This window comes from Streptomyces sp. NPDC060232 (assembly GCF_042726555.1).
Lineage (GTDB): Bacteria > Actinomycetota > Actinomycetes > Streptomycetales > Streptomycetaceae > Streptomyces.
Window position 1 is genome coordinate 1 of sequence record NZ_JBHXAG010000005.1, and the last position, 13,584, is coordinate 13,584.

Here is a 13,584-nt window from a genome sequence, read left to right on the forward strand (position 1 = left end):
GACACCACCGACGCCCCCAAACCAGGCCCGCCACCCACCGAGCCCGCCCGCAAGGCACCCCGCAGACCAGGCCGTATCCGCCGAGCCCGCCCGCAAGGCGCCCCGCAGACCAGGCCGTATCCGCCGAGCCGCCCGCAAGGCACCCCGCAGACCAGGCCGTATCCGCCGAGCCGCCCGCAGGGCACCCCGCAGACCAGGCCGTATCCGCCGAGCCCGCCCGCAGGGCAGCCCGCTGGCCCGGCACCCGCCGAGCCGCCCGCAGGGCAGCCGGCTCGTAGGAACCGCCCCTCCGGGAGGACATACGCTCCACCCGGAGGCCCCCGTACACCCGCCCACCGCTCCGGAGGAGCCATGGCCACACCCGTCCACGCCACAACGGCGGCCGGCATCACCACCCTCACCCTCGACTCCCCGGCCAACCGCAACGCCCTCTCCGCGGAGCTCGTCGCCGAACTCCGCGCCGCCTTCGCCGCGGCCGGTGACGACCCGGCCGTGCGTGCCGTCGTCCTCACCCACACCGGCGGCACGTTCTGCTCCGGAGCCGACCTCAAGTCCCCCTTCGACCCGGCCGACTTCGTGGCCCTGCTCCGCGAGATCGCCGAGCTGCCCAAGCCCGTCGTCGCCCGCGTCACGGGCCACGTCCGGGCCGGCGGCCTCGGCCTGCTCGGCGTCTGCGACGTCGCCGCCGCCGGGCCGCAGTCCTCGTACGCCTTCACGGAGACCCACCTGGGCGTGGTTCCCGCCGTCATCTCCGCACCGCTCCTGCCCCGCCTGGACCCGCGCGCCGCGGCCCGGTACTTCCTGACCGCCGAGGCGTTCGACGCCGCCGAGGCCGCGCGGATCGGCCTGCTCACCCTGCACGGGGACGACGTGGACGCGATCCTCGCGCCCGTCCTCGCGGGTCTGCGCAAGGCCGGCCCGCAGGCGCTCGCCGCGACCAAGCGACTGGTCACCGCCCCCGTGCGCGCGGCCCTGGCCCAGGACGGCGTGGCCCTCACCGAACTGTCGGCACACCACTTCGCCTCCGCCGAGGCCCACGAGGGCATCACCGCCCGCTTCGAGCGCCGGGACCCGTCATGGGCCCTGTGACCGACAGCCCCACGGCCGCCTCGGCCCCCACGGCCGCCTCGGCCGCCACCGGCCCCAAGCAGGCGCGCAGCCGCGTCACCCGCCGCCACCTCCTGGAGGCGGCCGTGTCCTGCCTCGCCGAGCACGGCTGGGCCGGCTCCACCGTCTCCGCCGTCGCCGAACGCGCCGGCGTATCCCGCGGAGCGGCCCAGCACCACTTTCCGACCCGCGAGGACCTGTTCACCGCCGCCGTCGAGTACGTCGCCGAGGAACGCTCCACCGCCCTGCGCGACCTCTTCCACGCCGGCCCGGCCGCCCGCCCGGCCGTGGTGGAGGCGCTGGTCGACCTGTACACGGGCGCCCTGTTCCGAGCCGCGCTCCAGCTGTGGGTCGCCGCCTCCAACGAGGAGCAGCTGCGTCCGCGGGTCACCGAGCTGGAGGCCCGGGTCGGCCGCGAGACCCACCGCATCGCCGTCGAACTGCTGGGCGCCGACGAGTCCGTACCCGGCGTACGGGAGACCGTGCAGGGCCTCCTCGACATGGCCCGCGGCCTGGGCCTGGCGAACGTCCTGACCGACGACGCCGCCCGCCGGGCCCGTGTCGTGGCCCAGTGGTCCCGGATCCTCGACGTGGCCCTGGGCTGAGCCGGTCGGCCGAAGGCGGCCAGCGGGCCGCCCGGAAACGCTGCAGGGGCGCCGCGCCCCGGAGAAGTCCGGGACGCGGCGCCCCCGCAGCGTGCGGCGGCCGAGCCGGTCAGGCGGTGTCGGCGATGTCCGCGTAGCCCTCGATCTCCTGCGGGTTGCGACGGCCCGGCCCGATGTAGCGGGCCGACGGGCGCACCAGGCGGCCCGTGCGCTTCTGCTCCAGGATGTGCGCCGACCAGCCCGCGGTACGGGCGCAGCTGAACATCGAGGTGAACATGTGCGCCGGGACCTCCGCGAAGTCCAGCATGATCGCCGCCCAGAACTCCACGTTGGTGGCGAGCACCCGGTCGGGGCGACGCGCGTGCAGCTCCTCCAGGGCGGCCTTCTCCAACGCGGCGGCCACCTCGTAGCGCGGCGCGTCCAGCTCCTTGGCGGTGCGCCGCAGCACGCGGGCGCGCGGGTCCTCGGCGCGGTAGACGCGGTGCCCGAAGCCCATCAGGCGCTCGCCCTTGTCGAGGGCCTTCTTCACGTACGCCACGGCGTCGCCGGTGCGCTCGATCTCCTCGATCATGCCGAGCACGCGGGAGGGCGCCCCGCCGTGCAGCGGGCCCGACATGGCGCCGACGGCACCGGAGAGCGCGGCGGCCACGTCGGCGCCGGTGGAGGCGATGACGCGCGCGGTGAACGTGGAGGCGTTCATCCCGTGCTCGGCGGCGGAGGTCCAGTACGCGTCGACGGCCTTGACGTGCTTCGGGTCCGGCTCGCCCCGCCAGCGGATCATGAACCGCTCGACGACGGACTCGGCCTTGTCGATCTCGCGCTGCGGCACCATCGGCAGGCCCTGGCCGCGGGCGGACTGGGCGACGTACGACAGCGCCATCACGGCCGCGCGCGCAAGGTCGTCGCGGGCGGTCTGCACGTCGATGTCCAGCAGCGGTTTCAGACCCCACACGGGGGCGAGCATCGCGAGCGCGGACTGCACGTCGACGCGGATGTCACCGGAGTGGACGGGGATGGGGAAGGGCTCGGCGGCCGGCAGGCCGGGGTTGAAAGCACCGTCGACCAGCAGTCCCCAGACGTTCCCGAAGGAGACGTGGCCGACGAGGTCTTCGATGTCGACACCCCGGTAGCGGAGCGATCCGCCTTCCTTGTCGGGTTCGGCGATCTCCGTCTCGAACGCGACGACCCCTTCGAGCCCGGGTACGAAGTCGGACATCAGGCGGCTCCTCAGATAGTGCGAACACGCGCGGCTCCCGGCGTGACTCGCGGTCCGGCGCGGTCATCCCCGTTGATGCCCGGCACGGCCGATGCTCACCCGTGCGGGGGCCTTCGGACCGGCCCCAAGATTTTGGCGGCTCCGCCCCGACTGCGGAAGCGTGACATACGGCACACCGTCGCCGGTCCACCTGCGGCAGGATGGCTCGTGTGACCGATCAGGACATTGACCCCGCCATGATGCGCAAGCAGTACCGCTCGGAGATCGTCCACGAGGGGAGCCTCGCCGAGGACCCCATGGAGCAGTTCGCCCGGTGGTTCCAGCAGGCGGCCGACTCGCACCTCTTCGAACCGAACGCCATGGTCGTCTCGACGGCCACCCCCGACGGACGGCCCAGTTCGCGCACGGTGCTGCTGAAGCAGTTCGACAGCAGGGGCTTCGTCTTCTTCACCAACTACGCGTCCCGCAAGGGCCGGGAGCTCGCCGGGAACCCGCACGTCGCGCTGCTTTTCCCCTGGCATCCCATCGCCCGCCAGGTGATCGTCACCGGCACGGCGTCCCGTATCGGCCGCGACCAGACGGCGGCGTACTTCCGCTCGCGGCCGCACGGCTCGCAGCTGGGCGCCTGGGCCAGCGAGCAGTCGAGCGTGATCGGCTCCCGCGCGGAGCTGGACCGCCGCTACGCCGAGCTGGCCGCGCGCTACCCGGAGGGCGAGCAGGTCCCGGTCCCGCCGGAGTGGGGCGGGCTGCGGGTGGTCCCGCAGGAGGTCGAGTTCTGGCAGGGCCACGAGAACCGGCTGCACGACCGGCTGCACTACGTGCTGGAGGGCGGGAAGTGGCGCCTGGAAAGGCTCTGCCCGTAGCCGCGGTGGAAAACAGACGACCCGCGGGCTCGGGTTCCTCTCCTGCAGTGAGAGGAGCCGGCCGGACGTACCGGCGAGCCCGCGGGTCGGGTGACTGCTTGGGATTGGCGCCGGGCGATCCGCCGGGCACCGCACTGGGTGCGCTACTGACGACGGGCCCTAGCCCGCAGCCACCTCACGCGTCCGGAGTTCGTACATTTCCGGGATCACCTCCTTTCAGTGTGCGTCCACTCTAAGGAGGCCCCTGCTCTGCGCTCAATCGAATTTCCGCGGCGCTCTCGCGGTGTGCCCGCGGCTGCGTACGCAGGACGTGGGGTGCAGGCGGATCGAGCGAGATCACTCGAACGTGTGGCCGACGCGGAAGCTTCGCGCCGGATGTCGGGTCCCGCATCGATTTCCCCGAATGCGGTGTGGTGTGGGTCACGTTCGAGTTCAATGATCTGACGTGCCGCATACGCCAACACCTGCTGGGGGTTCCAGGTGAGTGCTTCCGGACGTGACGAGACCACCGACGATCTGCTCGCCGCGCTGCTGGACGGGATGGACGCCGCGCTGTGCGCCTTCGACTCCGACGGCGTGATCACCCACTGGAACCGTGAGGCCGAGCGGATCCTGGGCTGGTCCGCCGGGGAGGCCGTGGGGCGCAAGGGGTTCGAGGGGTGGGCGGTGCGGGCCGCCGATGCGCAGGACGTGCAGGACAGACTGATGTCCGCCCAGCACGTGCCAGGGCGCCAGGTCCACGAGTTTCCGCTGCTCACCAAGGACGGCGGGCGCGTCCTCGTGCGGACGCAGTCCGCCGGGGTGCCGGGCGCGGACGGCTCGCCCGCCGGGGTGTACTGCGCCTTCAGCGAGGTGCACGCGCAGATCGATCTGGAGCGGTCCATCGCGCTGAGCGAGGCCCTGATGGAGGACGCCTCCTGGGGCGTCGTCCTCGTCGACGTCGACCTGCGGCCCGCCGTGGTCAACGTGCACGCCGCGCGGGCCTTCGGGACCGGCCGCACCGCCCTGCTCGGCCGACCCCTCGGGGAGCTGCTGGCCCAGGGGGTGGAGGAGCTGGAGGGCGCGCTCCAGCACGTGCTCGCGGAGGGGGCGCCGCCCGCGCCCGTGGAGATGTGGGTGTCGGTGCGCACGGCGGAGGGCGTACGGCGCCGGTGCTGGCGCTGCGGTTTCCTGCGGCTGGCTTCGCCGCTCGCGGAGGAACCAGTCCCGCTGGGCGTCGGCTGGCTGCTCCAGGACGTCACCGGCGCCCGGCAGGAGCAGCTCGACACCGCGCAGGCACGGTTTCGTTCCCATCAGCTGCACCGGGCGGGGCGGGCGGCCGCCGAATGCGAGGACCCGGCGGAGGCGGCCGCCGTACGCCTGGACTTCGCGCTCGCCGGCTTCGCCGAGCACGCGCTGCTGGACGTACTGGCCCCGGCGGCCGACTCCGAGCGGCGCAGGCTCGTACGGTGCGCCGCGTCGCCGCCCGCGCTGCCGGGGCCCGGTTCGATTCCCGTGCGGTACGCGGCCGGGCACCCGGCGCTGCAGGCGCTGGACCGGATCGGCTCGGTGCGCACCAGCGCCCCGCGTGGTGAGGCGGACGCGGAGTGGGCGCGGGCCCGGCAGTGGCCCGAGGGTGCGGCGCACGCGCTGTGCACGGTGCTGCGCAGCCGGGGGCGGACCCTGGGGGCGCTGACGTTCCTGCGCGGGCCCTCGCGGGCGGCGTTCGAGCGGGCGGACGCCGCGTACGCGGAGGAGGTCGCGGCCCGCGTCGCGGCGGACCTGGACCTGGCGACCGGCTGCGGGGCGGCCCCTCAGTGACGGAAGAAGATCCGGTCGCCGTACTCCTGCATGACGCGGCCGTTCCATTCGTGGCCGCCGTCGACGTTGCCCGAGCGCAGGAGCGGGGGCTCCATGCCGCGGGCGGCGAGTTCGCCGGCGGCCGTGGCCATGACCGCCTGCATGATCGCGCTGGTGACGACGGTGGAGGCGGGGGCGAAGGGGGCGTCGATGCCGTCGATGCTGAGCTCGGCGTCACCGACCGCGATCTTGCTGTCGAGGACGACGTCGCAGTGGTCCTTGAGGAAGGTGCCGGAGACGTGTCGTGAGCGGGTGCCGGTGGCGTACGCGACCGAGGTGACGCCGATGACCTTCAGGCCGATGGCGCGGGCGTTCATGGCCATCTCGACGGGCAGGGCGTTGCGCCCGGAGAGGGAGATGATCACGAGGACGTCGCCGTCGGAGGCTGGGCTGCTGTCGAGGACGGCGCCGGCGAGGCCGTCGACGCGTTCCAGGGCGCTGCCCAGGGTGGCGGGCATGACGTCGACGCCGGCGGTGCCGGGTACGGCGAGGAAGTTCATCAGGGCCAGGCCGCCGGCCCGGTAGACGACGTCCTGGGCGGGCAGTGAGGAGTGGCCGGCGCCGAAGGCGAAGAGGCGGTTGCCGGCGGCGACGGCGTCGGCGATGAGGGTGCCGGCCTCGGCGATGTGCGAGGCCTCCTCGTTGCGGACCCGCTCCAGGAGGCCGATGGCGGCGTCGAAGAACTGACCGGCCAGCTTGCTCTCGCTCATACGCCGAAGGCCCTTCCAGAGGTGGGGTGCGTCCGTGTCGCCGCTCACCGTGCGGTCTGGACCAAGGGCGTGTCAATACGGCCGTCCGTCCCGGGTCCGAAGGGCCGGGCGGCATCGGCGGCCGGTCTTGGCTCACGGCACGGGACGGTTGTCCGCCTGATGCGTCAGAATTGGGGACAGGGCCAGCGCACGCAATCCGAGGGGCACGAATGTCCGGACTGATCGATACCACGGAGATGTATCTCCGCACCATCCTCGAGCTGGAAGAGGAAGGCGTGGTCCCCATGCGCGCCCGGATCGCCGAGAGGCTGGACCAGAGCGGGCCGACGGTGAGCCAGACGGTGGCCCGCATGGAGCGGGACGGCCTGGTGGCCGTCGCCACGGACCGGCACCTGGAGCTGACGGACGAGGGCCGGCGGCTCGCGACGCGCGTGATGCGCAAGCACCGGCTCGCCGAGTGCCTGCTCGTCGATGTCATCGGGCTGGAGTGGGAGCAGGTGCACGCCGAGGCCTGCCGGTGGGAGCACGTGATGAGCGAGGCGGTGGAGCGGCGGGTGCTGGAGCTGCTGCGCCACCCGACCGAGTCGCCGTACGGGAACCCGATCCCGGGGCTGGAGGAGTTGGGCGAGAAGGCCGAGGCCGAGCCGTTCCTGGAGGACGGCATGATCAGCCTGGCCGAGCTCGACCCGGGTGCCGAGGGCAAGACGGTGGTCGTGCGGCGCATCGGGGAGCCGATCCAGACGGACGCGCAGCTGATGTACACGCTGCGACGGGCGGGCGTGCAGCCCGGCTCGGTGGTGAGTGTGACCGAGTCCCCGGGGGGTGTGCTGGTCGGCAGCGGTGGCGAGGCCGCCGAGCTGGAGGCCGAGATCGCCTCGCACGTGTTCGTGGCGAAGCGCTGACCGCAGGGTCCCCACCCGTACGGATCGGCCTTGGTGTGGGCGGTCCCGGCGCCTTGCGGCGCCGGGACCGGTCCTCCCCTGTGTGACCTGGAGCCCCGAGCTCTCAAGGTCGTCCCCACGGACCGTCTTCCCCGAGCGGCCCGCCTCCCTGTTGAAAGGATCTCCCTCGGCAGAGGCGGCCAATCCTTGAGCAAGGTCACTCGAAAGAGCGGTGTTGTGGGCGAGAACCCCGTTTTCGAATGGGGGTTCGATAGTCTGGCGGGGAGCGAAGGGGGTGCATCTGCGGTGGTACAGCGCATCGATGTGACGGGGTCCGAAGGAGTCCGTCTGGCCGCCTGGCAGTTCCGAGAACCGGTCCCCGAAGCAGCCCCCCGCCCCGGCGTGCTGTTACTGCACGGCCTGATGGGCCGCGCCTCCCACTGGGCCGGCACCGCCCACTGGCTCGGCGAACGCCGCCGCGTCGTCGCCCTGGACCAGCGCGGCCACGGCCACAGCGCCCGCCCGCCCGCCGGTGCCGCCCCGCACACCACCCTGGGCCGCGAGGCCTTCGTGGCCGACGCGGAAGCCGCCGTCGAGCAGCTCGACCTCGCCCCCGTCACCCTCATCGGCCACTCCATGGGCGCCCTCACCGCCTGGCAGCTCGCCGCCCGCCGCCCGGACCTGGTCGCGGCCCTCGTCATCTGCGACATGCGGGCCTCGGCCCTCGGCGCGGCCTCCCAGCGCGAGTGGGAGGACTGGTTCCACCTCTGGCCCCTCCCCTTCCCCACCCAGGACGCGGCCCGCCGCTGGTTCGGCGAGGACGACCCCCGTGTGGAGCGCCCCGACCCCGGCCGCGGCGCCTTCTTCGCCGAGGTCATGCACGAGTCGGCGGACGGCTGGCGGCCGCTCTTCTCCCGCCGCCAGATGCTGACGGCCCGCGAGACCTGGGTCCACGACGCGCACTGGGAGGAGCTGGCCCAGGTTCGCTGCCCGACCCTGGTGGTCCGCGGCCTGGACGGCGAACTGGGCCGCGCCGAGGCCCAGGAGATGGTCCGCGTCCTGCCGGCCGGCCGCTACGCGGAGATCCCCGACGCCGGCCACTACCTCCACTACGACCAACCGGCGGCCTGGCGCGCCGTGTTGGAGCCGTTCCTGGACGACATCCCGGCCCCCGCCCCCTGACCCCCACCCCCTGACCCCGACGACCCGGCCGCGGAGCCACGCGACAAGCCGGCCTGCTCCCACCAGGGGGCGCAGGCCGGCCCGTTCGGCCGCGGTCGGCGCCGTCAGCCCTTGCTCACCGCCGACAGGATCTCCGGCAGCTTGCGCGCCACCGTCGGCGCCGCGAGGCGCAGCCCCGCCCAGGCCGCCAGCCAGCCCCAGGCCACGCCGACCGGGAGCACGATCCAGGACACGTCCCGGTGTTCGGCCGTGTTCAGCCACACCGCCAGGGCGATCACCGGCGCGGACACCAGCGCCGACGCCAGCATCCCGCCGAGGATCCCGCCCCAGGCGAGCCCGCCCTGCCCCGGGGCGACGTTCTTGAACGCGCCCTCCGTCGGGATGGAGTACGGGAAGCGGGCCGAGGCCAGAGCCCCCGTGCACAGCATCGAGCCCAGCAGGGCGAGGGCCACGCCCACGGCCGCGGGCAAGCCCTGCCAGTCGTCCAGCAGGGCGGCGGTGAGCGCCGTGACGAGGACCGTGTACGGGAGGGTGACCAGCCCCAGCGCGAAAGCACGGGCGCGCAGTTCCCTGTACGCGTCGCGGGTGCCGGAGATGGTCTGCGCGACCATCCAGAAGGCGGAGGTGTCCTGCCCGAACTGGTTGTACATCTGCACACCGAGCATGCCCGCGCCGAAGCTGCCGAGGTAGACCGACCCGGTTCCCTGCAGCGCGTTGAAGACGGGCACGATCATGCCGATCGCCAGCGCGGTCACCCAGGCCGACTTCGTCTTGGGGTCGCGTACGGCATAGCGCAGGGCGCGCTGCATGGAGGCGCCCGTCCGGCCGGAGGGCAGCAGCGACCAGAAGCCGCCGCCGATGCCCCCGCGGTCCTTGGCGGACCCCGAAGTCGAGATCGTGGAGCCGTCCGGGGTGACCATCAGCCGGGTCATGCTGCGCTCCCATGACCACAGCAGGCCGGCCAGCGCGGCCAGGGTCACGACCAGCTGGGCGGCCGCCCGGCCGTACGCGCCCTCGCTCGCGGAGTCCACCATGCCGACGGCGGTCGCCGGAGGCAGCCACCGCACCACCGCCGCGACGGGTTCCAGCGTCGCCAGGCCGCCCGACTGGAAGAGGCTCTGGCTGGCGAAGTTGGCGAGCTGCGCGCCCACCGCGATGACCAGGCCGCTGAGCACCGCCAGGTCGCGTCCCTTGCGGCTGGTCAGCAGCCGTACGTTGGCCGTCGCCACGGCCCGCGCGAGGATCACGCAGCCGAGCAGCAGGAGCGGTACGGCCACCACCGCGGCCACCGCCCCGGCGGCGCCGCGCGCGACGGCGATCACCGAGCCGACCGCCAGGCACAGCGTGAACAGCGGCCCGATGCCGACGAGCGAGGACGCGAGCAGGGCCGCTACGAGAGGACGCGGCCGCAGCGGCAGCATCACCAGTCGGCTCGGGTCCAGCGTCTCGTCCCCGGCGGGGAAGAACAGCGGCATGAAGGCCCAGCCGAGCGCCAGGATCGCGGCCAGCAGCACCACCGCGGTGCCCGCGTGGGCGTTGCCGTGCAGCAGGCTCAGGCCGAGCGTCATGAAGCCGCCGACCACCAGCGCGAAGGCCAGCGACGAGAAGTAGGCGGCCTTGCGCTTCGAGGAACCCTTCAGGCCGTTGCGCAGCAGCGACAGCTTGATGCGCACGAAGATCGGGGTCAGCGCGAGCGGCGTCGCGCAGGGCGCCGGTCCGGCGGCGATCCCGGCCGCACCGGACACCCCCGAGGGCGCACCGGGGGCACCGGACGCCCCGGCGGAGGTGGCGGGAGCGCTCATCGCGTGCCCCTCCCGGAGTTGCCGCCGAGCCAGTCCAGCGCGTCCCCGGACGCGTCCCGCCCGTGCGCGCCGACCAGTTCGAGGAAGGCGGCCTGCAGGGACGGCGCGGAGCCCCGTACGTCGGCCAGCGGGCCCGCGGCGCGGATCCGGCCGGCGGCCATCACGGCCACCCAGTCGCACAGCGACTCGACGAGCTCCATCACGTGGGAGGAGAAGACGACCGTGGCACCGGACGCGGTGTAACGTTCCAGCACCCCGCGGATGGTCTGCGCCGACACCGGGTCGACGCCCTCGAACGGCTCGTCCAGGAAGAGCACTTCGGGGTTGTGCAGCAGCGCCGCCGCCAGGCCGATCTTCTTCCGCATGCCGGTCGAGTAGTCGACGACCAGCTTGTGCTGCGAACCGGCGAGGTCGAGGATGTCCAGCAGCTGCGTCGCCCGCTTGTCGGTCTCCTCGCCCGGCAGTCCGCGCAGACGGCCCATGTAGCCGAGCAGTTCGCGCCCCGACAGCCGCTCGAAGAGCCGCAGTCCCTCGGGCAGTACGCCGATCCGCGCCTTCACCTCGGTCGGATCGGCCCACACGTCGTGCCCCGCGACGACGACCCGCCCCATGTCGGGGCGCAGCAGTCCGGTCACCATCGACAGCGTGGTCGTCTTGCCCGCGCCGTTGGGCCCCACCAGGCCGATGAACTTCCCCGCGGGCAGCTCCAGGTCGATGCCGGCGACGGCCACCTGCTCGCCGAACCGCTTCCACAGACCTTCCACGCGCACGGCGGACGGCGCGGTTCGCGCACCGTCCGTCCCGTACGTTCCACCCGTCGCATCGCCCTGGTCCGGCATGCGCCTGCCTCTCATCGCGTCCCCCTTGGTCGTTCCTCCTTCACGATAGGAGGAGGGGGAGAGGCCTCAGCAGTTACTTATGTCATGACTTCCCGGTCGCACGTCATCGTGCGGGGGGTCAGCCCTGGCGCCGCTTGCGCTCCGCCGCCGCTTCGCTGCCGCACGCGTACGCCAGCGCGTCGATCAGCTCCTCCGTGTCCGGGAGCCACCGGTTCGCGGGCGTGGGCCGGCGCGCCCACTGGACCGCGCCCCGTCCGCCGAAGCGGGTGGGCGGGGCGGCCACGTACTCGCCCTCGCCGCGGGCGGTCAGGTCGATCGCGGACGGCGACCAGCCCAGCTTGCGCACGAGGTCCGCGACCTTGACGCCGGCGCCCGGCAGGACGAAGAACAGCATCCGGTGATCGGGCGTCAGCGTGACCGGCCCGAGGGTGCGCTGCATCCGCTCCAGCCGGGCCAGCGCCAGGAAGCCGGCCGATTCCGGCACGTCCAGCGCGTCGAAGGTCCGGCCCGTCGGCAGCAGGATCGACGCCTGCGGGTGCTTGCCCCAGACCCGGCGCACCTGCACCGCGCTGCCGGTGGCGTGCGCCGCCCAGTCCTTCACCGCCGGGTGCGCGCCGGGCGCCGGGCAGTCCGCGGCCCCGCAGGAGCACAGCTCCCGGCCGTCCCCGGGCTCCAACCAGGTGCCGGCGAAGACATCCCAGTGCCGTTCTTCCGCGTACCGCACGGCATGGTCCAGCAGCTGCTCGCCGCGCTGCTTGGGGATGGGTGCGGTCTCCGTGACTCCCATGGTCTCTTCCACGCCCATCACAACTGCCCGGGTCACCCGGGGTTACGGGGGTAAACCCGCCCGCGGCCGGAGCACCGATCCTGCATACGGGGCGCACTGATGCATGCGTGGGGGCGCGTAGGAGGCCGGGGCGCTGTTGCTGGGTAGCGACACGACGCAGAGCGGAAGATTCTCCGCACATCAGGCGGGAAGTGATCATTCCAATGGATCACACCCGCGGTCAGCAGGGGGTTTTCATGGCAGCCAGGCCTCTCCTCGCCCGCCAGCCGAACGAACGGCTGCAGGCGCTCATCCAGGAAGCCGGGTGCTCCAACGCCGGGCTAGCCCGGCGGGTGAACATGTGCGGGGCCGAACACGGCCTCGATCTCCGCTACGACAAGACCTCCGTGGCCCGCTGGCTGCGCGGCCAGCAGCCGCGCGGCCGGGCGCCGGGCATCATCGCCGAGGCGCTCGGGCGCAAACTCGGCCGGACCGTCACCATCGACGAGATCGGCATGGCCAACGGCAAGAACCTCGCCTCCGGCGTCGGCCTGCAATTCTCCCCGACCGTCGTCGGCGCCATCGAGCAGGTCTGCGAGCTGTGGCGCAGCGACGTCGGCCGCCGCGACTTCCTCGTGGGCTCCAGCGTGGCGGCCTCGGCGCTCGTCGAACCGAGCCGCGACTGGCTGATCACCGGCGCCGACACCCAGGTGGCCCGCAGCGGCGGTTCGCGGGTCGGCATGTCGGACGTCGAGGCGGTACTGGCGACCACCGACGCCCTCAAGGACCTCGACCACCGCTTCGGCAGCGGCCACGTACGGCCGGTGGTCGTGCACTACCTCAACTCGGTGGTGTCCGGCCTGATCGGGGGCTCCTACCGGGAACCCGTCGGGCGGGCCCTCTTCGCGGCGGTGGCCCGGCTGACCGAACTCGCCGGCTACATGGCGGTCGACACGGGCCAGCCGGGCCTGGCGCAGCGCTACTACATCCAGGCGCTGCGGCTGGCCCAGGCGGCGGGCGACCGGGCGTACGGCGGCTACGTGCTGGCGGCGTCCATGAGCCACCTCGCCGCCGAGCTCGGCAACCCCCGGGAGATCGCGCAGTTGGCGCGGGCCGCCCAGGAGGGGACGCGCGGGCAGGTCACCCCGCGGGTCGAGGCCATGTACTACGCCGCCGAGGCGCGCGGGCACGCGCTGCTGGGCGACGGCCGGGCGACGGGCGTGCTGTCCGCGCGGGCGGTGAGCGCGCTGGAGCGGGCGGAGCCGGAGTCGGGCGACGACCCGGTGTGGATCCGCCACTTCGACGAGGCGTACCTCGCGGACGAGCTGGCCCACTGCCACCGGGACCTGGGGCAGGGGGACGCGGCGGCCCGGCAGGCGCAGGAGGCCCTGCGCGGCCTCCCGGCGGGCAAGGCCCGCCGCCGGGCCATCGGACTGCTGCTGCTGGCGGCGGCGCAGGTGCAGCAGCGGGAGGTGGAGCAGGCCTGCCGGACGGCCACGCAGGCGGCGGAACTGCTGGAGGGACTCCGCTCGAACCGCGGGGCGGAGTACCTGCAGGACTTCCGGACCCGCCTGGAGCCGTACCGGGAGGAGACGGCGGTCCGCGAATTCGCCGTCCGAGTCGCCTGACGGGCCCGCCCGCGCCGGTGCCCGGCCCGCGGCACGCACTACGCGCCGCCCCGGACCCCGCGCCTCAAGCGCCGGCGGGGCTGAGTGGGGCGGCGGGGCTGGAGGGGAGGGTAGCGGGGCCGGGTGGGGCGGCGGCGGGGCCGGAA

12 protein-coding genes are annotated in these 13,584 nt (G+C 73.6%); 7 read left to right on the plus strand and 5 right to left on the minus strand.

The window, feature by feature from the left end:
• The first annotated feature begins 351 nt into the window (after positions 1-351).
• A complete protein-coding gene (locus tag ACFWFZ_RS09920; protein WP_387119247.1) occupies positions 352-1,089 on the plus strand; it encodes an enoyl-CoA hydratase family protein in 738 nt (245 codons plus the stop codon).
• On the plus strand, positions 1,077-1,712 hold the full coding sequence (locus ACFWFZ_RS09925; protein ID WP_387119250.1) for a TetR/AcrR family transcriptional regulator: 636 nt from the start codon (positions 1,077-1,079) through the stop codon (positions 1,710-1,712). Before ACFWFZ_RS09920 ends, ACFWFZ_RS09925 begins: the two co-directional genes overlap by 13 nt.
• 109 nt (positions 1,713-1,821) lie before the next feature.
• Here ACFWFZ_RS09925 and ACFWFZ_RS09930 read toward each other — a convergent pair whose 3' ends face one another.
• Positions 1,822-2,928 carry a citrate synthase 2 gene (locus tag ACFWFZ_RS09930; protein ID WP_387119253.1) on the minus strand — a complete coding sequence of 369 codons (1,107 nt, stop codon included), beginning with the start codon at positions 2,926-2,928 and terminating at the stop codon, positions 1,822-1,824.
• Between the two features lie 200 nt (positions 2,929-3,128).
• Here ACFWFZ_RS09930 and pdxH point away from each other — a divergent pair, with 200 nt between their 5' ends.
• Both pdxH and ACFWFZ_RS09940 read left to right on the plus strand, forming a co-directional pair.
• The gene (gene pdxH, locus ACFWFZ_RS09935) at positions 3,129-3,791 is read left to right on the plus strand and encodes a pyridoxamine 5'-phosphate oxidase (protein ID WP_387119256.1); all 663 of its coding nucleotides are present in this window, start codon (positions 3,129-3,131) and stop codon (positions 3,789-3,791) included.
• Positions 3,792-4,271: 480 nt separating this feature from the next.
• Positions 4,272-5,591, plus strand: a complete 1,320-nt coding sequence (locus ACFWFZ_RS09940) for a PAS domain S-box protein (protein WP_387119259.1) — start codon at positions 4,272-4,274, stop codon at positions 5,589-5,591.
• On the opposite strand, the gene ACFWFZ_RS09945 is transcribed toward ACFWFZ_RS09940, so the two are convergent.
• Positions 5,585-6,340, minus strand: coding sequence for an SIS domain-containing protein (locus ACFWFZ_RS09945; protein ID WP_387119262.1), 756 nt, complete (start codon positions 6,338-6,340; stop codon positions 5,585-5,587). The genes ACFWFZ_RS09940 and ACFWFZ_RS09945 overlap by 7 nt on opposite strands.
• Before the next feature lie 209 nt (positions 6,341-6,549).
• On the opposite strand from ACFWFZ_RS09945, the gene ACFWFZ_RS09950 reads away from it, so the two are divergent.
• Together ACFWFZ_RS09950 and ACFWFZ_RS09955 are read left to right on the plus strand one after the other, a co-directional pair.
• Positions 6,550-7,242, plus strand: coding sequence for a metal-dependent transcriptional regulator (locus ACFWFZ_RS09950; RefSeq protein ID WP_387119265.1), 693 nt, complete (start codon positions 6,550-6,552; stop codon positions 7,240-7,242).
• 285 nt (positions 7,243-7,527) lie between these two features.
• Complete coding sequence (locus ACFWFZ_RS09955; protein ID WP_387119268.1) at positions 7,528-8,403, plus strand: alpha/beta fold hydrolase; 876 nt, start codon at positions 7,528-7,530, stop codon at positions 8,401-8,403.
• A 104-nt stretch (positions 8,404-8,507) separates the two neighbouring features.
• Here ACFWFZ_RS09955 and ACFWFZ_RS09960 read toward each other — a convergent pair whose 3' ends face one another.
• From ACFWFZ_RS09960 to ACFWFZ_RS09970, 3 genes are all read right to left on the minus strand, one after another.
• A complete protein-coding gene (locus ACFWFZ_RS09960) occupies positions 8,508-10,205 on the minus strand; it encodes a transporter (RefSeq protein WP_387119271.1) in 1,698 nt (565 codons plus the stop codon).
• Positions 10,202-11,044, minus strand: coding sequence for an ABC transporter ATP-binding protein (locus ACFWFZ_RS09965; protein ID WP_387119937.1), 843 nt, complete (start codon positions 11,042-11,044; stop codon positions 10,202-10,204). The genes ACFWFZ_RS09960 and ACFWFZ_RS09965 overlap by 4 nt, the downstream gene beginning before the upstream one ends.
• A gap of 118 nt (positions 11,045-11,162) precedes the next feature.
• Positions 11,163-11,843, minus strand: a complete 681-nt coding sequence (locus ACFWFZ_RS09970) for a bifunctional DNA primase/polymerase (protein ID WP_387119940.1) — start codon at positions 11,841-11,843, stop codon at positions 11,163-11,165.
• A gap of 224 nt (positions 11,844-12,067) precedes the next feature.
• On the opposite strand from ACFWFZ_RS09970, the gene ACFWFZ_RS09975 reads away from it, so the two are divergent.
• Positions 12,068-13,438, plus strand: a complete 1,371-nt coding sequence (locus ACFWFZ_RS09975; RefSeq protein WP_387119274.1) for a transcriptional regulator — start codon at positions 12,068-12,070, stop codon at positions 13,436-13,438.
• Positions 13,439-13,584 lie beyond the last annotated feature (146 nt).